This is a genomic window from Janthinobacterium sp. SUN176, assembly GCF_030587335.1.
Lineage (GTDB): Bacteria > Pseudomonadota > Gammaproteobacteria > Burkholderiales > Burkholderiaceae_D > Janthinobacterium > Janthinobacterium kumbetense.
Genome location: NZ_JAPWIA010000001.1, coordinates 4,043,299 through 4,066,584, shown reverse-complemented (window position 1 = coordinate 4,066,584; position 23,286 = coordinate 4,043,299). Strand labels below are relative to the sequence as shown.

The following is a 23,286-nucleotide window of genomic DNA, read 5'->3' as shown; positions in this document are numbered from 1 at the left end:
TGCTGTCATGATTAAATCCAATTCGTAGTTTGTCATTCAACTATGCATGAAATGAATAATCTGCGCGCCGTCGATTTGAACTTGCTGGTGATCCTGGATGCGCTGCTCAGCGAGCGCCATTTGTCGCGCGCGGCCGAACGGTTACATATGAGCCAGCCTGCCGTCAGCCATGCGCTGGCCCGCTTGCGCCACCTGCTCGGCGACCCGCTGCTATTGCGCGGCAAGGGCGGCTTCCAGCCGACGGCGCGCGCACTGGAATTGGCGCGGCCCTTGGCCGAAGCCCTGCAAAGCGTGCGCTCCGTGCTGGGCGGCGCCGTCTTCGAGGCGGCCACGGCGCAGCGCGTGTTTCGTCTGGCCATGTCGGATTACGGCGCGGCCTTGCTCTTGCCCGCTTTGTTGCGGCGCGTGCGCGCGGACGCGCCCGGCATCGACCTGGCCGTCAGCTACGCCAGCCGCCCGGCCGTGATCGCTGGCGTGCAGGATGGCGAGATCGACCTGGCGCTCGGTGTATTCCCGCAACTGCCCGAGCAGTTACACAGAGAAACTTTATTTGAGGAAACGTTCGTGTGCGCGCTCGATCCGGCCAGCCTGGCGGCCGGTGAAGTGTTGAGCCTGGAAACCTATCTGGCGCGCCCCCATGTGCTGGTGGCGTCCAGCGAAGGCGGCATGGCGGCCGAAGTCGACGCGGCGCTGGCCCAGCTGGGACAGACGCGCCGCATCGCCGTGCGCGTGCCGTACTGGACGGTCGCTCCGGATGTCGTGAGGGGGACGGACTTGGTCCTGACGGTGGCGCGGCGCGCCTTGCAGGGCAGCGCGGCGCAAGGGCTGGCACAGTACGCTGTGCCGTTTGCCATCGCGCCGTTTGCGTTTGAAGTGATACGGCACCGCCGCACGGACGGCGATGCGGGCATCGCCTGGCTGCGCGCGGCCATTGCACAGGCCGCCGAGCCAGGCTGAGGTATTACAGGCCGCCGCCCTGGCCGTCGAACTTGCGCTCGATCAATTCGATCTTGTAGCCGTCCGGGTCGGTGATGAAGGCGATGACCGTGTTGCCGCCTTTCACGGGGCCCGGTTCGCGCGTGACATTGCCGCCATTCGCGCGTGCCGCGTCGCAAGCGGCGACGATGTCGTCGGCCGAGATGGCGATGTGGCCATACGCCGTGCCCAGCTCGTAGCTGGTGGTGCCGTAGTTATACGTCAGTTCCAGTTCCGCGTGGTCGGGATTCGATCCATAGCCGACGAAGGCCAGCGTGTATTGGTATTCCGGGTTGTCGCTGGTGCGCAGCAATTTCATGCCCAGGACCTTGGTGTAAAAATCGATGGAGCGCTGCAGGTCGCCAACCCGTAACATGGTGTGCAAAATACGCATCGTAAATCCTTGAGGGTGAGAGGGGAATGGCAGGATTTTATGCGTTTTACGGCTTTCTTGCCGAGGCCGCCCCTGCCGTCCTGCGATGGGACGGCAGCGGACGGCATGCCGGCATTACTCCAGATGGGCGTCCAGGGTGATTTCCGTGGCCAGCAATTTGGACACGGGGCAGCCGAGCTTGGCGCGCAGGGCCGCGTCCTGGAACGCTTCGTCGGTGGCGCCGGGGATGGTGGCCACGAGGGTCAGGTGCACGGCCGTGATGGCATAGCTGCCATCGATTTTTTCCAGGCTGACATCGGCCGTGGTTTTCAGGGCCGTGGCGCGCAAGCCCGCCTCGCCCAGCTGGCCGGACAGGGCCATGGTGAAGCAGGCCGCATGGGCGGCGCCGATGAGTTCTTCCGGATTGCTGCCGGGACCGTCTTCGAAGCGTGTGTTGAAGCCATAGGCTACGTTGTCGAGCGCGCCGCTTTGGGTGGAAATAAACCCTTTGCCATCTTTAAGGCCGCCACTCCAGACGGCTGATCCTGTTTTTTTCATGATGTACTCCTTGCGTGGTTCGAGCGTTCATCATGCGCGCCGGGGCTTGCCGCTTCCGTTCGTTGCGTCACACTGTGGGAGCATGCGCGGCCCACGACAGTTCGACTCAGCGCGCCTTCTTTGGTTCCAGTTCTGCGTCGGGACGCGCCTGTTTCGGTTCGGCCGGCTTGACCTTTTCCACGCCGGGCTGGGCACGCCGGTCCGTATCGACCAGGCCTTGCTCCAGGTCGCTGGCTGCCTGCTGCATGATCTTGCGCGGGCGCACGTTTTGCGCATCGGGCGATTCGTCGCGCTCGTGCGGCAGGCGGTCGACGCCGTCATTGCTGACTTTTTCATCGGTATTGATCTTGCGCTCGCTTGGCTGGGTAGCCATATGGCCTCCTGACAGTAAAAATGATGTGCCATCAGTGTCCCGCCGCGCCGGGCCGCCCGCAAGCGGATTTGTCCGGGCAGGGAGCGCTGGCGCACGCATGGACGATTCTTTTTCTGCGCTACACTGCGTGCAACATCAAGAACGCCCCTTGCAGGCACGCGGCAGCCGCACTATACTGTGCATATATACAGTATTATGCGATGCCGGCGTGCGATGCGACAGCCTGGGGCGGTTTGCCACCGAATTCACTACCGAGACTCTTATGCCCGTCGATACACACGCCGAACAGCCAGCCGCGACCTTGCCAGCCCCGGGCGAGCGCTTCAACCTGGGCGCCAAGACCATCGCCCTGGTCGTGCGCCAGAATACGGATGGCATTGCCGAGCCCGTGAAAAGCATCGTCGATTTCCTGCAAGTGCTGGGCCACACGGTGGTCTTCGAGGCGGAGACGGCTGCGCACCTGAACCTGGCGTTTCCCGGCGTGCGTGCCATGTCGCCGGCCGAGATCGGCGCCGCCGCCGATTGCGCCATCGTCATGGGCGGCGACGGCACCATGCTGGGCATTGCGCGCCAGCTGGCGCCATTCGACGTACCTTTGATCGGTATCAATCAGGGGCGTTTGGGTTTCATGACGGATATTCCGCTCGAGCGCATGCTGCCCGTGCTGGCGCAAATTCTCGGCGGCCGCTTCAAGGCCGAACGACGCACCTTGCTTGAAGGCAGCGTGCTGCGTGACGGCGAGTCGATACACGTGGGCATGGCCGTCAACGATGTCGTCGTCTCGCGCGGCGGCGGCGCCGGCATGGCCGAATTGCGCGTCGAGGTCGACGGCCACTTCATGTACAACCAGCGCTCGGATGGCTTGATCATTTCCACGCCCACGGGCTCGACCGCGTACTCACTGTCGGCCGGCGGCCCCCTGCTGCATCCGACCCTGGGCGGCATCGTGCTCGTGCCGATCGCCCCGCATGCGCTGTCGAACCGCCCCATCGTCTTGCCCGATTCCAGCCAGATCGTCGTGGAAATCGTGCGCGGGCGCGATATCAGCGTCAATTTCGACATGCAGACCTTTGCCAGCCTGGTGCAGCAAGACCGCATCCTCATCCGCCGTTCGCCACATGCGATTACCTTCCTGCATCCGGAAGGGTGGAGTTACTACAACACCCTGCGTGAAAAATTGCACTGGAATGAGTACCCGTCGGGCGAGGGCAAGCTCAGCTAACATTTTCTCAACGTCAACCCGCGGTGCGCCGCCCAACCACAGAAGCCATGCTCCATACACTGTCCATTCGCGATTTTGTCATTGTCGATACCATTGAACTGGAATTTTCCGCCGGCTTCAGCGTGCTGACGGGGGAGACGGGCGCCGGCAAGTCCATCCTCATCGATGCGCTGACCCTGGCGCTGGGCGGGCGCGGCGACGCCAGCGTGGTGCGCGAAGGCGCGGCCAAGGCCGACATCACGGCCGATTTTTCCGTCAGCGAGGTGGCGCAAGCGTGGCTGGTCGCCAATGAGTTCGCCAACGACGAGGGCGGCGCCCTGTTGCGCCGCGTAATCGACAACGCGGGCCGCTCGAAGGCGTATATCAATGGCATCCCCGCCACGGCCGCGCAGCTGCGCGAGCTGGGCGACATGCTGGTCGACATCCACGGCCAGCATGCGCACCAGTCCTTGCTGAAAAGCGAGGCGCAGCGCGCCTTGCTCGACGGCCAGGCGACGGCGCGCGAAGCGGGCGCGGAACAGGATGCGCGGCAAGTGGCCGCCCTGCACAAGCGCTGGCGCGCCCTCGTGCGCCAGCGCGAGGAATTCGAAACCAACGCCGCCAACGTGCTGTACGAGCGCGAACGCCTGGAATGGCAAGTGGGAGAACTGGAAAAACTGGCCGCCAAGCCCGGCGAATGGACGGAGATCACGAACGAGCACAGCCGCCTGTCGCACGCGGCCAGCCTGCTGGAAGGGGCGCAGGAAGCCTTGTCCATCATTTCTGAGCAGGAAGACCATCCGATCGTGTCGCAACTGTCGGCCCTGAACCAGAAGCTGGGCAAGCTGGTGTCCGTTGATGCGGAATTGCAACCGATTGTCGACCTGATCGAATCGTCGCGCATCCAATTGCAGGAATCCGTGTACGCGCTGAACAATTACCTGGACCGGGTCGAGCTGGACCCGGAGCGCCTGCACCAGCTCGACGCGCGCATGGAAGCCATGCACAGCACGGCGCGCAAATTCCGCGTCACGCCGGAAGAATTGCCCGAGGAACACGCGAAGCTGTCGGAAAAGCTGCAGCACCTGGCCGACGCCTCCGACATCGAGGGCTTGTTGCGCCAGGAAGCGAAGATCGAGGCGGAATATCGCGGCGTGGCCGAACGGTTATCAAACACGCGGCGCGCCGCCGCCCTGGAACTGGGCCATGCCGTCACGCGCGCCATGCAGGAGCTGAGCATGACGGGCGGCAGCTTTGAAATCGCCCTGCACCCGTGCGAACCGGCCGCGCATGGCCTGGAGCAAGTGGAATTCCTCGTCGCCGGCCATGCGGGCACGGCGCCCCGCTCGCTGGCGAAAGTCGCGTCCGGCGGCGAACTGGCGCGCATCGCGCTGGCCATCTCCGTGATCACCTCGCACGCCACCACCACGCCGACCCTGATCTTCGACGAGGTCGACAGCGGCATCGGCGGCGCCGTCGCCGAAGTGGTGGGACGCCTGCTGAAACGCCTGGGGCAAGGGCGGCAAGTGCTGTGCGTGACCCACTTGCCGCAAGTGGCCAGCCAGGCGAATCAGCATTTCCAAGTGGCAAAAAGCACCCTGGACAATGGCAAGACGGCGTCGCGCATCGACATGCTCGACGCCAAGGCCCGGGTGGAAGAAGTGGCGCGCATGCTGGGCGGCCTGGAAATCACGGCCACCACGCGCAAGCATGCGCGCGAATTGCTGGCGATTTGACCTTGGACTGCGGGGAGCGCTGCCTTTGCCTGGCAGCACTCCCCGATGTTGACGCAATGTAACTATAATGGTCGGCTAATCCATCCAACGCCTTCGAAGAGCTTTCATGTCATTTCAAACAGAACCGCCGTACACGCATGGCAGTATCGACCGCAGCGCCGTGGTGCTGGTCAACCTGGGCACGCCCGATGCGCCGACCTCGTCGGCCGTGCGGCGCTATCTGAAGCAATTTTTGTCGGACCCGCGCGTGGTGGAGATTCCCCGTCTCGTCTGGTGGTTCATTTTGAACCTGATCATTTTGCCTTTCCGCTCCGGCCAGTCGGCCAAGAAATACGCATCGATCTGGACGCGCGACGGTTCGCCCCTGAAAGTGCACACGCAAAAGCAGGCGAAATTGCTGGCCGGCGCCCTGGCCGAGCGGGGGCACGACGGCGTCACCGTCGCCATGGCCATGCGCTACGGTTCGCCTTCGCTGCCCGAAGTGCTGGCCAGGTTGAAAAGCGAAGGCTGCGAGCGTATCGCCATCCTGCCTGCCTATCCGCAATACTCGGGCACGACGACGGGTTCCATCTACGACGCCGTGTTTGCCCATTACGCCACGGTGCGCAATGTGCCGGAATTGCGCTTTATCAAGCAATATCACGAGCACGACACGTATATCGACGCCTTGCGCGATTCCGTGCTGAACCATTGGGAAGCGCATGGCCGTCCCGAAAAACTGGTGATGAGTTTTCATGGCGTGCCCAAGCGTACCTTGCTGCTGGGCGATCCCTACCACTGCCAATGCCTGAAAACGGCGCGCTTGCTGGCGGAAAAGTTGAAGTTAAGCAAAGATCAATACGTGGTGACCTTCCAGTCGCGCTTTGGCAAAGCCGAATGGCTGCAGCCGTACACGGCGCCCACCCTCGTGGCGCTGGCGCAACAGGGTGTCAAGCGCGTCGACCTGCTGTGTCCGGGCTTTACCAGCGATTGCCTGGAAACCTTGGAAGAGATCGCCATGGAAGCCAAGCATGACTTCGAAGCGGCAGGCGGCCAGCAATTTCATTACATCGCTTGCCTGAACGAAACGCTAGCCTGGATCGCGGGCCTGGCGGAAATTGCCGAACAGCACATGATTGGCTGGCCGACGATGAAGACGGCGGCGCAGCGCGAAGCGGACAAGAAGGCGGGCGAGCAGGCGCGCACGGCGGCCCTGGCCCTGGGCGCGCCGAATTAAAGGAAATTATTTTTTGACAATAAAAAGCCGCGCTTGCGCGGCTTTGTCATGTCTGGCGCAGCCAAGGTGTTTTCTGAATAGCAACATCGCCAGTGGCGATGGCTGCGGCGGGGCTGGTAGAATGCCCGCTTTGCCGTGGGAAGCCTGGAAAATCAAGGGGGGCGCGCACGGATCGCTGCCCGAAATGGGAAGTGCTTTGTAATAAGCTGTAACATGGATCGCTGTAATTCCGGTTTTGCCATGCATACCCCTTGAAACAATAGGATATAGCCCCATCTGCCCGTTAGTGTTGTAAAGATAGTTAGACTAACTCATTTAAGTCATTGATTGTAGGAGCTTTTCAGATGCAAGATCAGGAAAACCAAGCTGTACCTAATCCGCAAGCGGACGCCGCGGCGACTGCCCCATCGACTCCCGCAGAGCCTACTTTGGAAGAGCAGCTGGCGAGTACCGAAGCGCGTCTTGCAGAGATGCACGATGCCTTCATGCGTGCCAAGGCCGATGGCGAAAATATCCGCCGCCGCGCGCAGGAAGATGTTGCTAAAGCGCATAAATTTGCAGTGGAAAGCTTTGCCGAAGCCATGGTGCCGGTGAAAGACAGCCTGGAAACGGCGCTGACGGTGGAAACACCGACCATCGACTCGCTGAAAGAAGGTGTCGAGATGACCCTGAAGCAACTGAACGCCGCGTTCGAGCGCAACCGCCTGGTGGAAGTGTTGCCGGTGCAGGGCGAGAAGCTCGATCCGATGAAACACCAGGCTGTTGCCGTGGTGCCAGCGGACCAGGAAGCCAATACCATCGTGTCAGTCCTGCAAAAGGGCTATATGATTGCGGACCGCCTGCTGCGTCCAGCCATTGTAACGACCGCGCAAGCAAAATAATCAGAGTGCGGCATCAAGCAAGCCTTGAAACCATGCCGCTTTGCCACATATAAGAACCATCTGAAATCTAGCAAATAAAAGGAAAAAAATCATGGGTAGAATTATCGGTATCGATCTGGGAACCACGAATTCCTGCGTTTCCATCATGGAAAACGGTCAACCAAAGGTAATCGAAAACGCTGAAGGCGCACGCACGACGCCGTCGATTATTGCTTATCAAGAAGATGGCGAAATTCTCGTCGGCGCGCCAGCGAAACGCCAGGCCGTGACCAATCCGAAAAACACGCTGTACGCAGTCAAGCGTTTGATCGGTCGCAAGTTCGACGAAAAAGAAGTGCAAAAAGACATCGCGCTGATGCCGTACCAAATCATGAAAGCCGACAACGGCGATGCATGGATCGGCGTACGCGACAAAAAACTGGCGCCGCCGCAAATTTCGGCTGAAGTCCTGCGCAAGATGAAGAAAACGGCAGAAGACTACCTCGGTGAAGAAGTCACCGAAGCCGTCATCACCGTGCCTGCGTACTTCAACGATTCGCAGCGTCAAGCTACCAAGGATGCCGGCCGTATCGCTGGCCTGGACGTCAAGCGCATCATCAACGAGCCAACCGCGGCAGCGCTGGCGTTCGGCCTGGACAAGACCGAAAAAGGCGACCGTAAAATCGCCGTGTATGACTTGGGTGGCGGTACGTTCGACGTGTCGATCATCGAAATCGCAGATGTTGATGGTGAGAAACAATTTGAAGTGCTGTCGACCAACGGCGACACCTTCCTGGGCGGCGAAGACTTCGACCAGCGCGTCATCGATTACATCATCGACGAGTTCAAGAAGATCAACGGCATCGACCTGAAAAAAGATCCGATCGCCCTGCAGCGCATCAAGGCTTCGGCCGAGCGCGCGAAGATCGAATTGTCGTCGTCGCAACAAACCGAGATCAACGAGCCGTACATCGCCATGGCGAACGGCGCACCGGTCCACTTGAACCTGAAGATGACCCGTGCCAAGCTGGAGTCCTTGGTGGAAGAGCTGATCACGGCCACGATGGAACCATGCCGTACCGCCATCAAAGATGCTGGCGTGAAAGTGTCGGACATCGATGACATCATCCTGGTCGGCGGTATGACGCGTATGCCGAAGGTGCAGGAAAAAGTGAAGGAATTCTTCGGCAAGGATCCACGCAAGGACGTGAACCCGGACGAAGCCGTCGCCGTGGGCGCAGCGATTCAAGGTTCGGTCCTGTCGGGCGAACGCAAGGATTTGCTGTTGCTGGACGTCACCCCTCTGTCCCTGGGTATCGAAACCCTGGGCGGCGTGATGACCAAGATGATCCACAAAAACACGACGATTCCGACCAAGTTCAGCCAGGTCTTCTCGACGGCCGACGACAACCAGCCTGCGGTGACCATCAAGGTCTTCCAGGGTGAGCGCGAAATCGCCGCCGGCAACAAGGGTCTGGGCGAATTCAATCTGGAAGGCATCCCGCCAGCATCGCGCGGCACGCCACAGATCGAAGTGACCTTCGACATCGACGCCAACGGCATCTTGCATGTCGGCGCGAAAGACAAGGCCACCGGCAAGGAAAACAAGATCACGATCAAGGCCAATTCCGGCTTGACCGAGGCGGAAATCCAGAAGATGGTGAAAGACGCCGAGTTGAACGCGGAAGAAGACAAGAAGGTCAAAGAATTGGCCGAGTCGCGCAACCAGGCCGATGCTCTGGTACACTCGACCCGGAAATCCTTGACCGAATACGGCGACAAGCTGGATGCGGGCGAGAAAGAGAAGATCGAAGCGGCGATCACCGACCTGGAAGCAAGCATCAAGGCGGGCGACAAGGCTGAGATCGACGCCAAGGTGGAAGCACTGTCGAGCGCATCGCAGAAACTGGGCGAAAAAATGTATGCCGACATGCAAGCGCAGCAAGCTGCCGGCGGCGCGGAAGGTGCACAGCAAGCTGCTGGCGCATCGGACGCAGGCGCCAAGCAAGACGACGTTGTTGACGCTGACTTCAAAGAAGTCAAAGACAGCAAGTAATTGTCTTGCGCTCCCATGAACTGGGGGTAGCCGGGCTGAACGCTACATCGCGGGATTAGCCGCGAAGACCGGCCGAGCCGAGTCGCTGCGCCTAGCGCAGCACTCGACTCGGCTTTTTCGTGTAATTTTTACATCAGTAGATAGACTGCAAGGTGCCGACAACATGGCAAAGCGTGATTTTTACGAGACACTCGGTGTCGCAAAAAATGCTTCGGAAGAAGAGATCAAAAAGTCTTACCGTAAACTGGCGATGAAATACCATCCGGACCGCAATCCGGATAGCAAGGAATCGGAAGAAAAGTTTAAGGAAGTCAAAGAAGCCTACGAGATGCTGACCAATCCGGAAAAGCGCGATGCGTATGACCGTTACGGGCACGCTGGCGTGGATCCGAACATGGGCGGCGGTGGCGGCTTCGGCGGCGGTGCTGGCGGCTTTGCCGACAGCTTCGGCGATATCTTCGGCGACATCTTTGGCGGTGGCGGTGGACGCAGCCGCAATGCGGGTCCACAGGTGTACCGTGGCGCCGACTTGCGCTACAACCTGGAAATTACACTGGAGCAAGCTGCTCACGGCTTCGACACGACCATCCGCGTGCCGAGCTGGGATAAGTGCGACACTTGCCACGGCAGCGGCGCCAAGCCGGGCACCTCGCCCACCACCTGCGGTACGTGCGGTGGCCACGGCCAGGTGCGCATGCAGCAAGGTTTCTTCAGCATCCAGCAAACCTGCCCGAAATGCCATGGTAGCGGCAAGGTCATCACTGACCCGTGCACGCCATGCGGCGGCGCCGGTCGCATCAAGCGCAACAAGACCCTGGAAGTGAAAATTCCAGTCGGTATCGACAACGGCATGCGTATCCGTTCGTCCGGCAACGGCGAACCGGGCACGAATGGCGGTCCGTCGGGCGACCTGTATGTGGAAATCCACATCAAGCCGCACGCCGTGTTCCAGCGCGAAGGCGACGACCTGCATTGCGAAATGCCGATTTCGTTCACCAAGGCGGCCCTGGGCGGCGAAATCGAAGTGCCTACCCTGAACGGCAAAGTGTCGTTCACGATTCCCGAAGGTACCCAGTCGGGCAAGACCTTCCGCTTGAAAGGCAAGGGCATCAAGGGCGTGCGCTCCGGTTACGCGGGCGACCTGTTCTGCCACGTGGCCATCGAAACGCCGGTGAAATTGACGGAAAAACAGAAAGACCTGCTGCGCGACTTTGAAAAGTCGACGACCGAGGGCGGTGCCAAGCACAGTCCGCAAAGCAAGACCTGGAAAGACAAGGTCAAGGATTTTTTTGAGTAAGCACACGTAATACCATGCGCCGGGATGCTGAAACATCCCGGCGTTTTTTTCACCACGACTGAGAAATGTGCGCGCATCGCCGGCCTATGGGCGCGATCTGCCGCCAACTCAGTCGTACGCACACAATGGGAGCGATATGACCGAACCGAAAAATGGCCTGGCCCTGGCGGAACTGCTGCAGCGTAACCGCCGCTGGGCCGACTCGATGGTGGCGAAAGACCCGAACTTCTTCAAGAATCTGGAAGCGCAAACGTCGCCCGAATACCTGTGGATCGGCTGCTCCGACAGCCGCGTGCCCGCCAACGAACTGCTGGGCATGGCGCCTGGCGATGTGTTTGTGCACCGTAATATTGCCAATGTGGTCGTGCATTCCGACCTCAATTGCCTGTCCGTCCTGCAATTTGCCGTGGACGTGCTGAAAGTCAAACATGTCATCATCGTCGGCCATTACGGCTGCAAGGGCGTGCATGCTGCCATGACGGGCACGCGCATCGGCCTGGTCGACAACTGGCTGCGCCACGTCCAGGACGTGGGCCAGAAGCATGAGCGCTACCTGGGCGACGTGCTGACCAGCCGCCAGCGCGGCGACCGCCTGTGCGAGCTGAACGTGGTGGAACAAGTCTTGAACGTGTGCCAGACCACCATCGTGCAAGATGCGTGGGAACGCGGCCAGGAACTCAGCGTCCATGGCTGGGTCTATGGCTTGAAGGATGGCTTGCTGAACGACCTGGAAGTGACCGTCACGGCCGGCCACGAGCTGGCGCCGCGCATGGCGGCCCGCCTGGCCCGCTACGAAGCGACGGCGTAAGCCAGCAATGCTGGCGCGGCGCTAAGGTGCCGCGCCTTCCAGGCGGCCCAGGTAGTCGGCCGCCTCCCGCACGCCCTCTTGCGCCGCCTGGCGCAGCCAGGTCTTGGCCTGGGGAATGTCCTGCGGCGTGCCCCGGCCTTCGGCCAGCGCCACGCCATAGTGGTAGCGCGCCAGCCGCGCATAGGCGGCGTCATCATTCGTATGCGCGCCGCGCCGCATCAGCGCCGTCGCCTGCGCCAGGTCCTTGGTCACACCGATGCCGGTTTCATACAGCTGGGCCAGCCAAATCATCGAATACACATCGTTCCAGCGCCGGATGCAATCTTCAAAGATGGCGACGGCGGCCGCATGGTCGCCCGTCTTGTCGGCCGCATAGCCGTACAAACACTTGATGCGCTTGTCGCTGTGCACATAGGCTTTGTAGCTGAGATCACTTTCACCCTGGCTATCCTGGGCATGGACGGGAACAGTCAACAACAAGGCGAGCAGCAGGGCGTAGATGGGCATGGCTTTCCCGGGGCTAGGGTTAAAGCTTGGTAGATAAGCAAGTTTCGTGCTAGCGCCATGCCCGGGCAACGCCGGTACTGCTGTGCCAATTCGTGACAGCCGCTGTTGCAGCGTGGCGCAACGCGCCGCGCATATCCATATAGTAAATGCTTCGTTTGCAAGCAAGGCTGGCCGGCATACAGTGGACTTCCCCTGACTCTAGTCGAGTTCCCATGTCGGCCGTCCTGAAACCCGCGTTTTCTTCCAGCCCGTTCCGTATCGAGACTTTCGATGCGCCGCTCGGCGCGCAAGTGCTGGGGCTGGACCTGGCGCAGCCGCTGTCGCTGGGCGATTTCCAGCGCCTGCACCACGCCCATCTCGACCATCACGTGCTGGTGTTCCGCGACCAGCGCATCACGCCGCAGCAGCAAGTCGATTTCAGCCGCCGCTTCGGCCCCCTGCAAATCCACGTGCTGCGCCAGTTCCAGCTGCCCACGCAGCCAGAAGTGCTGATCATCTCGAACATCGTCGAGGATGGCCAGCCCATCGGCCTGGGCGACGCGGGCCATTTCTGGCATTCCGACCTGTCGTACAAGGAAGTGCCCAGCCTCGGTTCCATGTTGCACGCGCAAGAGTTGCCGCAGGACGGAGGCGATACCGTGTTTGCGAATATGCACCTGGCCTGGGAAAGCTTGCCGGCCGCGCTGCGCCACGCCGTGCGCGGCGCCCGTGCCGAGCATAGCTACCTGAGCCAGTACGAGGAATTGCGCCGCCGCAACCCATGGCGGCCCGCCCTGACCCAGGCGCAGGTCGATGAAGTCAAACCCGTGACGCACCCCGTCGTGCGCGTGCACCCGGAAACGGGCCGCCGCGCCCTGTTTGTCAGCGAACACTTCACCACGCGCATCGTCGGCTTGCCCGACGATGAAAGCCGCGCCCTGCTCGATGAACTGTTTGCCCACAGCGTGCGCCCGGAGCATTTATATGTGCACCGCTGGCAGCCGCACGACCTGGTGTTCTGGGACAACCGCTCGCTGATGCACCTGGCGACGGGCTGCCCGCCCGACCAGCGCCGCAAGCTGTATCGCACCACCATCGAAGGCGATGCGCCTTACTGATTTTTTGATTGTTGATCTGACTCAAGGAGTGTCCATGTTGCCGATCTTTAGCTTTGCCCGCCGCCTGCTCGCCGCCATCGCCCTCCTGTGCATGGCCATGCCCATGGCACGGGCTGAAGGGCAGATCCGCATCGCGGGCCAGCATGGCATCACCTTCTTGCTGCTCAATATTGCGCAGGAACAAAAGCTGATTGAAAAGCATGGCAAGCAGCAGGGCGTCGATGTCAAGGTCGAGTGGATCACCCTGTCCGGCGGGCCGGCCATCAATGACGCTTTGTTGTCCGGCAATATCGATATCGCGGGGGCTGGGCTGGGGCCGCTGCTGACCATCTGGGACCGCACCAAGGGAAGGCAGAACGTGCGCGGCGTGGCTTCGCTCGGTAATTTTCCCTACTATTTGATCAGCAACAACCCCAAGGTGAAAACCCTGGCGGACTTGACGGACAAGGACCGCATCGCCTTGCCCGCCGTGTCCGTCTCCGTGCAGGCGCGCATCTTGCAAATGGCAGTGGCGAAGCAGTGGGGCGACAAGGAATTCGCCCGCCTCGATAAAATCACGCAAACCCTGCCGCACCCGGACGCGGCGGCCGCCATCATCGCCGGCGGCACGGAGCTGACGGGCCACTTCGGCAATTCGCCGTTCCAGGAACAGGAACTGGCGCAAAACCCGAATGCTCACATCATCCTGAACTCGTACGACGTGCAAGGCGGACCCAGCTCGTCGACCCTGCTGTATGCGACGGAAAAGTACCGCAAGGACAATCCGAAGACTTACCGCGCCTTCATCGCCGCCCTGGCGGAAGCGGCGCAGTATGCGAGCAGCAATCCGCAAGGCGCGGCCGACATCTATATCAAGGTCAACAAGAGCAAGGTAGACCGCAACCTGTTGCTGAAAATCTTTGCGAATCCGCAAGTGCAATTCAAGATCGCGCCGCAAAATACCCATGGCCTGGCGCAATTTTTGCACCGCGTGAACGCCATCCGCAACCTGCCCGACAGCTGGCGCGATTACTTCTTTGACGACCCTGCCATCACGCAAGGAGGCTGACATGAACGCACCCGCTTTTCACCTGGTACGTCCGCCAGTCGCCTTACAGCCTTTGCTCAGCGTCAAGCATGTCAGCCTGGAATATCAGACCGAACAGCGCACCGTGCGCGCCACGCATGACGTCAGTTTCGACGTATTCCGCGGCGACCGTTTTGTGCTGCTGGGGCCATCCGGCTGCGGCAAATCGTCCTTGCTGAAAGCCGTGGCCGGCTTCATCGCGCCGCGCGCGGGCAGCATCGCCATGCAGGATCAGCCCATCCAGAAACCGGGGCCGGACCGTGTCGTCGTATTCCAGGAATTCGACCAGTTGCCGCCATGGAAAACGGTGCTGGAAAACGTCATGTTCCCCTTGCTCGCCAGCAAGCGGCTGGACAAGGTGGCGGCCCGCGAGCGCGCCCATCACTGGATCGCCAAGGTGGGCCTGGCCGGTTTCGAGGATGCCCATCCGCATACCTTGTCGGGCGGCATGAAACAGCGGGTAGCCATCGCCCGCGCCCTGGCCATGCAGCCGGAAGTGCTGTTGATGGACGAGCCGTTTGCCGCCCTCGACGCCTTGACGCGGCGCAAGATGCAGGAAGAGCTGAGCCGCTTGTGGGAAGAGCTGCGTTTTACCCTCGTGTTCGTCACGCATTCGATCGAGGAAGCCTTGGTCGTGGGCAACCGCATCCTGCTGCTGTCACCGCATCCGGGCCGGGTGCGCGCCGAACTCAACAGCCACCAGTTCGGCCTGCACAGCGCCGGCAGCGCGGAATTTCAGGCCGCCAGCAGCCGCATCCATGGTTTGCTGTTCGATGAGGAAACCGTTGCCGTCCCGCCAGCACAGACTGCGCACAGGGAGGCCGTATGAGCGCGCTGCTGGAACCGCCGATCCGCCAGGAATTCGTCTATGCGGCGCCGCCGCCGGCCGGCGTCACCGTCGAGCGGCCGCTGTCGCGCTGGCAGCGCCTGGGCCAGCATGCGCTATGGCGCAAGGCCTTGATTTTGCTCAGCCTGGCCCTGCTGTGGGAAGGCGCGGCGCGCTGGACGCACAATGATTTATTGTTGCCCAGTTTTCTGCAGACGGCGCAGGCATTCATCGGCGGCATCGCCAGCGGTGAGTTGCTCACGCGTACGGCCGCGTCCCTCGTCGTCTTGCTGCAGGGCTATGCCGTGGGCGTGCTGGCCGCCTTCGTGCTGACCTTGCTGGCCGTGTCCAGCCGCATCGGGCGTGACGTGCTGGAAACCCTGACGGCCATGTTGAACCCGCTGCCCGCCATTGCCCTGTTGCCGCTGGCTTTATTATGGTTTGGCCTGGGGCGCGCCAGTTTGATCTTTGTCATCGTCCATTCCGTGATGTGGCCGCTGGCGCTCAATACCTACGCGGGCTTCCAGAGCGTGCCCGAGACCTTGCGCATGGCAGGGCGCAACTATGGGCTGAGTGGCTTGCGCCTGGTGCTGCACATCCTCGTGCCCGGCGCCTTGCCCTCCATCGTCTCGGGCCTCAAGATCGGCTGGGCGTTTGCCTGGCGCACCCTGATCGCGGCCGAGCTGGTATTCGGCACCACGTCGGGACAGGGCGGCCTGGGCTGGTACATCTTCCAGAACCGCAACGAGCTGTACACGGACAAGGTGTTCGCGGGCCTGGCCGCCGTCATCGTCATCGGTCTGCTGGTGGAAAACATCGGCTTTCGCAGCCTGGAGCGTGTGACTCTCAAGCGCTGGGGCATGCAGCGGTAGCTATTTCAGCATGCTGCGCGCCGCCGCGACGATTTGCCGCGACAGCTGCTCCAGGCGCGGCGACTGCACCTTCCACGTGTGCCAGTACAGGGCCACGTCGGCCGGGGTCTTGGGCGTGAGCATTTCGACCAGCTCGCCATCCGTATTCGCTTTCAGCAGCAGCTCGGGCACCATGCCGTAGCCGAGGCCGTAGCGGATGGCGTTGAAGTGCGAGGTGGCGCCCGGCACGTAATGGCAGGGATAGGCTCCTTCGGGCAGCCCCAGCGCCTCTTGCAGGAACGACGATTGCAGTGTGTCCTTGCGCGTGTAGGCGACGACGGGCGCCGTGCGCGCCGCCTTGCGCGTCAGCCCGTGCGCGAACCACTGCTGGCGGAACGCGGGCGTGGCCACCAGCCAGTAGCGCATCACGCCCAGCGGCTCGGCCGTGCAGCCGCGCATGGGCTTGGGCTCCGTGCTGATGCAGCCGATCGCCATGCCCGTTTCCAGCAAGGTGTAGGTGTGGTCCTGGTCTTCCACGGTCAGGTCCAGCAGCACGCGCTCGCGTATCAGCACTTCGGACAGGGCAGGGAAGAACCAGGTGCCCATCGAGTCCGCGTTCAGCGCCAGCACCAGGGTCAGCGGGGCATCCTGCTGCACCGCCAGTTCCGCCTGCAAGTCCGCTTCCAGCAGCTTGGCCCGCTTCAGATACTGCATCAGCCGCTGGCCCACGCGCGTGGCGCGCGCGGGACGGCTGCGCACGATCAGCGCGTTGCCCAGCTGGCTTTCCAGCGCCCGCACCCGCTGCGAAATGGCGGGCGACGTCAGGTGCAGCCGCAGCGCCGCCTGCTCGAAGCTGCCCGTTTCGACGACGGCGCGGAACGCTTCCGTGTGCTTGGGATTGAGGTCCATGGTGCGCGCCTAACATAAGAAAAATTTATCAATACTAAATAATACTTACTTTTTATAAGGATATGTGTGTTGCGGTGCACAATGCTTCTTTGATGGAGTGCCGCGCGCCTGCGCGGGGCCTCCTGGCAGCAAAGGAATGACAATATGGAAACGCAAGATACGGCGCAAGACAGCTCGCAAGACAGCGGCAAAGACGGCGCCACGGCGCGCAAGCCGCCATCCAAGCTGGCGCGCAAGCTGAAATTCGGCCTGGGACTGACCCTGGGCCTGGGCTTGTCCGCAGCCCTGGCGGGCGGCTGGTGGCTGCGCCAGGCGTGGCAGGATTTGCCCGCCGTCGAGCACCTGGCGCAGTACAAGCCTGCCCTGCCGCTGCGCATTTTCTCCAGCGAAGGCGAGCTGCTGGCCGAGTACGGTGAAGAGCGCCGTGAATTCCTGCCGTTGAAAGACATCCCGCTGCGCATGCGCCAGGCCTTGCTGGCCATCGAGGATGCGCGTTTCTACGAGCATGGCGCCGTCGATTTCTATGGTCTGACGCGCGCCACGCTCGCCAACGTCGTCACGGGCCACCACGCGCAGGGCGCCAGTACCATCACCATGCAGGTGGCGCGCGACTTCTTCCTGTCGCGCGACAAGACCGTGCAGCGCAAGCTGACGGAGATGCTGCTCGCCTACAAGCTGGAACAGCACTATGGCAAGGACAAGCTGCTGGAGCTGTATATGAACCAGATTTACCTGGGCGAACGCTCCTACGGCTTTTCCGCCGCCTCGAACATTTACTTTGACAAGCCCCTGGCCGACGTCAGCATCGCCGAAGCAGCCATGTTGGCCGGCTTGCCGAAGGCTCCATCGGCCTACAACCCCGTCGCCAATCCGCAGCGCGCGACCGTGCGCCAGCACTATATCCTGCAGCGCATGCGCGAACTCGGTTACATCACGCCGGCCGAATACACGGCCGCCGTGGCGGAAAAACTGGCGCTGAACAAGGACCGCAACAGCTCCGTGCATGCGGCCGCGTATGCGGTCGAAGAAGCGCGCCAATTGATCCTGCAAAGCTATCCCGAGGGCGCCTACAGCATGGGCCTGGACGTGACGACGACCATCCGCATGGCGCCGCAGCGGGCTGCCGACAAGTCGCTGCGCGATGGTTTGCTGAATGCGCAGGCACGGCGCGGCTACCGTGGTCCGGAAGCGCGCCTGGCCGCCTCCGAAGACAGCGTGGCGCGCCAGTTGGCCGCCTATCCGGACAGCGGCGAATTGCGCGCCGCGCTGGTGCGCAAGGTGGAGACGAGCGGCACGCGCCAGGTCAAGGCGCAGCTGCGCAATGGCGACGAGATCGTGCTGACGGCATCGGACGCGCGCCTGGGCGGCAAGCTGCAGTGGGATGGCAAGCGCGCCATCGTCGAGGGCAGCGTGATCCGCGTGGTGTACGACGCGGCCAAGAACCGCTGGCTGGTGAGCCAGTTGCCCGAGATGGAAGGCGCGCTCATTTCCGTCGAGGCGCACAGCGGTGAAATCGTCGCCATGGCGGGCGGCTTCGATTTCTACCGCAACCACTACAACCACGCCATGCAGGCTTACCGCCAGCCCGGTTCCAGCTTCAAGCCCTTCGTGTACTCGGCGGCGCTGGAAAAGGGATACTTCCCTGGCACGGCCGTGGACGATACGCAGCGCCTGCTGCTGCCGCAGGAAACGGGCGCGCAGCCCTGGCGTCCGCGCAATTACGGCAACAACTATGAAGGTTTCATCAGCGTGCGGCGGGGCCTCGTGCGCTCGAAAAACCTGGTGGCCGTCAGCCTGATGCAGGCGGCTGGTCCAGGCTATGTGCAGCACTACGCCACGCGCTTCGGTTTCGAGGGCGCGCGCAATCCCGTTTCCTTGCCGCTGGCGCTGGGCGCGGGCGCCGTCACGCCGCTGCAGCTGGCGCAATCGTATGCCGTGTTTGCCAATGGCGGCATGCAGATGCCGCCGAAATTGATCAAGGAAGTGCGCAGCCGCAGCGGAGAAGTGCTGTTCAGCGATGCGGCGCCACGCGCCAAGGGAGAACCGGCGCCGGGCACGCAAGTCATATCCACACGCAACGCCTACGTCATGGACAGCATGCTGCGCGACGTCGTCAAGAGCGGCACGGGTCGCGGCGCGCTGGCGCTGGGACGCGGCGACGCGGCCGGCAAGACGGGAACATCCAATAACGCGTACGACGCCTGGTTCGCCGGCTATTCCTCGGGCCTCGTGTCCGTCGTCTGGCTCGGCTACGACCAGCCTAAGAGCCTGGGCAACGCCACCGGCGGCACCCTGGCGCTGCCCGTCTGGCGTGATTACATGCAGGTGGCCGTGCAGGGCCGGCGCGAACAGGTGCTGGCCGAACCGGCAGGCCTGGCCCTGCTCGACGGCGATTACGTGTATGCCGAATACCTGGCCGGCGACTGCCTGAAGGATAACTTTGCCTTTATCCACAGCAGCGTCAGTTGCGGCAGCCTGGGGGCGGATACGCGCATGGCGCACGGCGATGCTGGCAACGGCGGCTCCAGCACGGGCACGAACGAGGCGCGCACCCTGAGCGAAGCGCGCGAACGCGAACAAATTCTCAAATCATTTTCGGAAGAGTAAGAGCATGCTGTTATATACGATTTACCTGGTGGCGATTGTCGCCGAAGCGATGTCCGGCGCCATCATGGGCATGCGGCGCGGCATGGATTTGTTCGGCATCTGCATGATCGGCACCGTCACGGCGCTCGGCGGCGGCACGGTGCGCGACGTGCTGCTGGGGCACTATCCGCTGGGCTGGATCGCGCATCCCGAGTACCTGCTGTTTACCATCGGCGCGGCCGTCGTTACGGCCTTTGTCGCGCGCTACCTGCACCATCTGCGCGCCGTCTTCCTGCTGGTCGATGGACTGGGCCTGGTGGCGTTTTGCGTGATCGGCTGCGACATCGCCATGTCGGCCAAGATGCATCCGGCCATCGTCGTGCTGGCGGGGATGATCACGGGCGTCTTCGGCGGCCTGCTGCGCGATATCCTGTGCAACCAGATTCCCCTCGTGCTGCAGCGCGAAGTGTATGCCACCGTGGCCCTGTTTACGGGCAGCCTGTACGTGGGCCTGCTGTACTTCAAGGTCGACAGCTCGGTGGCGCAGCTGGCATCCATCGGCGCCGGTTTCCTGTTCCGCTTCCTGGCTTTGCACTTCGAGTGGCGCCTGCCGAATTTCAATGGCGACCGGATTCGCGGATTTGAATAGGGCGCTAGCCTCCTGAATATTTTTACGCGCATTTAACCCCTTTTTCTCCGCCGCTGCGTTTCATGTTGGACACCCCAGCCAACCGGAGAAGAAGCGATGTCCAGCGCCCTCAAGATCACATTGATACTGTCCCTGCTGCTGTCGGCGGGCTGCCACGCCGCCGGCACGGCGCCAGGCAAGACCCTGGCGCCGTTTTCCAGCGAGCAAGCCTTGAGCAGCTACCTGCAGCAGTTGCAGGCGCGCCAGGCGGCACAGCAAAGGGAACAGCAGAAGTTGCAGGGCGCCACGGCGCAGTACATGTCGGCGCCACCGCCTGCGCCGATGGTGGCGAAAGCCGCGCCGGCAGCGTCGGCAGAAGCGGCGGAATCCGTCACCAATGTGCAGACGGCGGGCGTGGACGAAGGCGGCATCGTCAAGCTGCATGGCAAGCACCTGGTGATGCTGCGGCGCGGCAAGTTGTTCACCGTGCAGGTGGGGGGCAAGGCCCTGCAGCCCGTCGCCTCGCTCGACGCGTTCGCGCCGGGCAGCGACCCTTCCGGCAGCTGGTATGACGAAATGCTGATCGATCGAGACACGGTGGTGGTGATCGGCTACAGCTACAGCCGGGGCGGCACGGAGATCGGCCTGTTCGACATCGATGCGGACGGCAAGCTGGCCTACCGCGCCACCTACCACTTGCGGTCCAACGATTATTACTCGTCGCGCAATTACGCGAGCCGCTTGATCGGCAGCAAGCTGGTGTTTTACTCGCCCCTGTCGCTGAACTTGCGCCGTGGCGACCCGTTCGGCGGCTTTCCCGCCCTGCGCCGCTGGCGTCCCGACGCCATACCATCGGACTTCAAGCGCATCGCCCCAGCCACGCGCATCTACCGCACCGACGAAGACCCCGAGATGGGCGCCGGCCTGACCCTGCATACGGTCACCGTGTGCGACCTGGCGCAGCGCGACATGCGCTGTGAAGCTACCGCCGTGATGGGACCGCAGGGGCGCGTGTTCTATGTGTCGGGCGAATCCGTCTTTGTCTGGACCACGCGGCGCGGCAGCGACTCGGGCGTGTTCCGCATCCCCCTCGATGGCACGGCGCCCAGCGCCCTGAAGGTGGCCGGCGCACCCGTCGACCAGTTCTCGTTCCTGGAAAGCGCGGATGGCCACCTGAACGTCCTGCTGCGCGCAGAAGGCCAGGGCGACGCCATGTGGGATGGCACGCGTGGCCGAGGCGACATGGCGCTGCTGCGCGTGCCATTGGCGTCGTTTTCCGATGGCCGCGACAGTGCGCCAGCCAGCAGCTACAAGGCGCTGCCCGGTGGCGGCGGCTACGGGCTGCAGAACCGTTATGTGGGACCGTATCTGTTGTACGGCAATCCGGGCAATCCCGGACGCCGCAAGGCGGATCAGGCTTGGCCGCGCCAGCCCCTGTATGCCGTGCGCTGGGCCGATGGGGGCAGCGTGCAAGCCTTGTCCCTGCCGCACGGCGTGGAACGCATCGAAGCGCTGGGCGATGACGCCGTAGTGATCGGCGCGCAGGGCAAGGATCTGCATTTCAGCAGCATCCGCCTGGGGGCGCAGGCGGCGATTGCCGCGCGCTACATCCGCGCCGACGCGGCGCAGGGCGAATCGCGCAGCCACGGCTTTTTCTACAAGCCGCAAGCGGCGGGGGAGGGCATGATCGGACTGCCCATCCTGGGCGCGGAGGAGCGGCCAGGCCTCAACAAGTCAGCCGCATCCGTCCTCTATCTGCGCAACAGCGGCTTGCAGTTGACGGAGCTCGGTGCACTGGCCGCACGGCCGGGCCAAACGCCGGACGACGGTTGCCGCGCATCCTGCGTGGACTGGTACGGCAATGCGCGGCCTCTGTTCCTGCAGGGGCGGGTCTTCGCCCTGCTCGGCTATGAATTGGTGGAAGGAGCGCTCAAGGAAGGACAGATCCGCGAAGTGCGCCGCATCAGCTATGCGCCCATTGCGTCCACTTTACGCTGAAGGAGCAGGGAAATTGCCGCTGCCGCGCAGTTCGGCTACACTGTTTCGCATGCCCGACACCCTCATTACCGCGACGGATGAAGACCTGATGCTGCGCTATAGCGCCGGTGACCTGCCGTCGTTTCGCGAATTGTATCGGCGTCATAGCCAGGGACTGTACCGCTTCGTGGCCTGGCGCGCGCCGCGCCGCGCGTGGGTGGACGAGATCGTGCAGGATGCGTGGGCCAGCCTGCATGCGGCGCGCGCCGGCTACCAGCCGCAGGCCGCGTTTCGCACCTATCTGTACCAGATCGCGCGCAACCGCCTGATCGACCTCCTGCGCCAGCGGGAAGGACAGGAACACGATGACGCGGGCGAACTGGCGGACGAGGGCGCATCGCCGCCGCAATCGCTGGAGCAGAAACAGCAGCACGCGTTGCTGCATGCGGCCATCGCCGCGCTGCCGGCCGAGCAAAAGGAAGCGCTGGTGCTGCAGCAGTTCAGCGGCATGAGCATCCTCGAGATCGCCGTGGTGACGGGGGTGGAAGCGGAAACCGTCAAGAGCCGGCTGCGCTACGCCATGCAGAAATTGCGCGCGGGCTTGGACAGCGCCGCTGGCGCGGGAGGACAGGCATGAATACGCACGGTACAGATCATCAAGATCATCACGACGAAGAATTGAACGCGCTGCTGGCCAGTTTGCCGCAGCCCGCGCCTTCCAGCGCGCTCGATGCGGCCATTCTGGCGGACGCTGAAAAAGCCCTGCAGCAGCCGGCGGCCGCGAACGACAGCGCCGATGGTGTGCTGCGCACCTTGCCCGCCAAGAAAGCACCGGACTACCTGCAGCGCTGGCGCGTTCCGCTGGGACTGGCGGCGGCCGTGCTGTTGACGGTCAACCTGATCGGCGTGGACTGGTTCGGCTCGAAGCCGGCGCAATTTCCCGTGGTCGGGGAACCGGTTACGCAGGAGGTGATGCCTGCCGCGGCGCCGGTGCCGCAGGCCGTCGTCTCCAGTCCACCCGTGCAGGTACCGGCGCCTGCACCGCGCGCCATGGCAGTAGCCAAGTCAGCGCCGACGGCTGAACTGGCAGCATCGCCGCCACCGCCGCCAGCCACGGACATGCATCAGGCGATGGAGCCGCAAGCCGCCATGCAGGCCGAGGCCAGTATGCAGCGCGCGCTTGCCAAGCCCGCGCCCGTCGCGGCCCGCTCCGCGCCGATGCCGCCGCCCGCAAAGCTTGACGCTTCCGTGTGGCTGGTGAAGATCGACGCCTTGCTCAAGGCCGGCGAAGGCGCATTGGCGCACGAGGAGTGGACGGCGTTCCGGCAGGCGTATCCCGACTATCCGGTGGCCGAGGAATTGCAGCGGCGCCTGGAAAAGAAGTAG

The 23,286-nt window shown here is 62.8% G+C and carries 22 protein-coding genes; 17 read left to right on the top strand and 5 right to left on the bottom strand.

The annotated features are described in order from the left end of the window. The first annotated feature begins 51 nt into the window (after window positions 1–51). Window positions 52–957, top strand: coding sequence for a LysR substrate-binding domain-containing protein (locus O3299_RS18375; protein WP_305062875.1), 906 nt, complete (start codon window positions 52–54; stop codon window positions 955–957). 4 nt (window positions 958–961) lie between these two features. Here the strand turns inward: O3299_RS18375 and gloA are convergent, their stop codons facing one another. The 3 genes from gloA to O3299_RS18360 form a co-directional block, all read right to left on the bottom strand. Beyond that, window positions 962–1,369 (bottom strand): lactoylglutathione lyase, encoded by a 408-nt coding sequence (gloA, locus tag O3299_RS18370; protein WP_010401713.1) that lies wholly within the window; start codon window positions 1,367–1,369, stop codon window positions 962–964. A gap of 114 nt (window positions 1,370–1,483) precedes the next feature. Continuing rightward, window positions 1,484–1,906 (bottom strand): OsmC family protein, encoded by a 423-nt coding sequence (locus O3299_RS18365; RefSeq protein WP_035828320.1) that lies wholly within the window; start codon window positions 1,904–1,906, stop codon window positions 1,484–1,486. A 106-nt stretch (window positions 1,907–2,012) separates the two neighbouring features. After that, window positions 2,013–2,279, bottom strand: a complete 267-nt coding sequence (locus tag O3299_RS18360) for a hypothetical protein (RefSeq protein ID WP_289900118.1) — start codon at window positions 2,277–2,279, stop codon at window positions 2,013–2,015. 262 nt (window positions 2,280–2,541) lie between these two features. Between O3299_RS18360 and O3299_RS18355 the strand changes: the two genes are divergently transcribed. The 7 genes from O3299_RS18355 (at window position 2,542) to can (ending at window position 11,453) form a co-directional block, all read left to right on the top strand. Further along, entirely contained in the window at window positions 2,542–3,501 is a 960-nt protein-coding gene (locus tag O3299_RS18355) for an NAD kinase (protein WP_257218838.1), read from the top strand. A gap of 47 nt (window positions 3,502–3,548) precedes the next feature. After that, window positions 3,549–5,216 carry a DNA repair protein RecN gene (gene recN, locus O3299_RS18350; RefSeq protein WP_289912898.1) on the top strand — a complete coding sequence of 556 codons (1,668 nt, stop codon included), beginning with the start codon at window positions 3,549–3,551 and terminating at the stop codon, window positions 5,214–5,216. 106 nt (window positions 5,217–5,322) lie between these two features. Next, window positions 5,323–6,432: a ferrochelatase gene (hemH, locus tag O3299_RS18345; protein ID WP_305062874.1), complete on the top strand. Its 1,110-nt coding sequence runs from the start codon at window positions 5,323–5,325 to the stop codon at window positions 6,430–6,432. 344 nt (window positions 6,433–6,776) lie between these two features. After that, window positions 6,777–7,313: a nucleotide exchange factor GrpE gene (gene grpE / locus O3299_RS18340; RefSeq protein WP_251350097.1), complete on the top strand. Its 537-nt coding sequence runs from the start codon at window positions 6,777–6,779 to the stop codon at window positions 7,311–7,313. 91 nt (window positions 7,314–7,404) lie between these two features. Beyond that, a complete protein-coding gene (dnaK, locus tag O3299_RS18335) occupies window positions 7,405–9,348 on the top strand; it encodes a molecular chaperone DnaK (protein WP_070290878.1) in 1,944 nt (647 codons plus the stop codon). A gap of 163 nt (window positions 9,349–9,511) precedes the next feature. Then, entirely contained in the window at window positions 9,512–10,645 is a 1,134-nt protein-coding gene (gene dnaJ, locus O3299_RS18330; RefSeq protein ID WP_034745985.1) for a molecular chaperone DnaJ, read from the top strand. Between the two features lie 136 nt (window positions 10,646–10,781). Further along, window positions 10,782–11,453 carry a carbonate dehydratase gene (can, locus tag O3299_RS18325; RefSeq protein WP_290599984.1) on the top strand — a complete coding sequence of 224 codons (672 nt, stop codon included), beginning with the start codon at window positions 10,782–10,784 and terminating at the stop codon, window positions 11,451–11,453. A gap of 21 nt (window positions 11,454–11,474) precedes the next feature. Here the strand turns inward: can and O3299_RS18320 are convergent, their stop codons facing one another. Further along, complete coding sequence (locus O3299_RS18320) at window positions 11,475–11,960, bottom strand: tetratricopeptide repeat protein (protein WP_305062873.1); 486 nt, start codon at window positions 11,958–11,960, stop codon at window positions 11,475–11,477. Between the two features lie 212 nt (window positions 11,961–12,172). Between O3299_RS18320 and O3299_RS18315 the strand changes: the two genes are divergently transcribed. From O3299_RS18315 to O3299_RS18300, 4 genes are read left to right on the top strand one after another with little or no spacing between them, the layout of a single operon-like run. Continuing rightward, window positions 12,173–13,057: a TauD/TfdA family dioxygenase gene (locus tag O3299_RS18315; RefSeq protein ID WP_099666330.1), complete on the top strand. Its 885-nt coding sequence runs from the start codon at window positions 12,173–12,175 to the stop codon at window positions 13,055–13,057. 34 nt (window positions 13,058–13,091) lie between these two features. Further along, window positions 13,092–14,105, top strand: a complete 1,014-nt coding sequence (locus O3299_RS18310) for an ABC transporter substrate-binding protein (RefSeq protein ID WP_370385290.1) — start codon at window positions 13,092–13,094, stop codon at window positions 14,103–14,105. Between the two features lies 1 nt (window position 14,106). Beyond that, window positions 14,107–14,952, top strand: coding sequence for an ABC transporter ATP-binding protein (locus O3299_RS18305; RefSeq protein ID WP_305062872.1), 846 nt, complete (start codon window positions 14,107–14,109; stop codon window positions 14,950–14,952). Then, window positions 14,949–15,821, top strand: a complete 873-nt coding sequence (locus tag O3299_RS18300; RefSeq protein WP_305054158.1) for an ABC transporter permease — start codon at window positions 14,949–14,951, stop codon at window positions 15,819–15,821. The genes O3299_RS18305 and O3299_RS18300 overlap by 4 nt, the downstream gene beginning before the upstream one ends. On the opposite strand, the gene O3299_RS18295 is transcribed toward O3299_RS18300, so the two are convergent. Next, a complete protein-coding gene (locus tag O3299_RS18295; protein ID WP_305054157.1) occupies window positions 15,822–16,709 on the bottom strand; it encodes an HTH-type transcriptional regulator ArgP in 888 nt (295 codons plus the stop codon). 144 nt (window positions 16,710–16,853) lie between these two features. On the opposite strand from O3299_RS18295, the gene O3299_RS18290 reads away from it, so the two are divergent. From O3299_RS18290 to O3299_RS18270, 5 genes are all read left to right on the top strand, one after another. Beyond that, window positions 16,854–19,316 carry a penicillin-binding protein 1A gene (locus tag O3299_RS18290; protein WP_305062871.1) on the top strand — a complete coding sequence of 821 codons (2,463 nt, stop codon included), beginning with the start codon at window positions 16,854–16,856 and terminating at the stop codon, window positions 19,314–19,316. A 4-nt stretch (window positions 19,317–19,320) separates the two neighbouring features. After that, window positions 19,321–19,944: a trimeric intracellular cation channel family protein gene (locus tag O3299_RS18285; protein WP_099376350.1), complete on the top strand. Its 624-nt coding sequence runs from the start codon at window positions 19,321–19,323 to the stop codon at window positions 19,942–19,944. A gap of 96 nt (window positions 19,945–20,040) precedes the next feature. Continuing rightward, on the top strand, window positions 20,041–21,921 hold the full coding sequence (locus O3299_RS18280; protein WP_305062870.1) for a beta-propeller domain-containing protein: 1,881 nt from the start codon (window positions 20,041–20,043) through the stop codon (window positions 21,919–21,921). Between the two features lie 49 nt (window positions 21,922–21,970). Continuing rightward, on the top strand, window positions 21,971–22,537 hold the full coding sequence (locus O3299_RS18275) for a sigma-70 family RNA polymerase sigma factor (RefSeq protein WP_305062868.1): 567 nt from the start codon (window positions 21,971–21,973) through the stop codon (window positions 22,535–22,537). Continuing rightward, window positions 22,534–23,286 (top strand): hypothetical protein, encoded by a 753-nt coding sequence (locus O3299_RS18270; RefSeq protein WP_305062867.1) that lies wholly within the window; start codon window positions 22,534–22,536, stop codon window positions 23,284–23,286. The genes O3299_RS18275 and O3299_RS18270 overlap by 4 nt, the downstream gene beginning before the upstream one ends.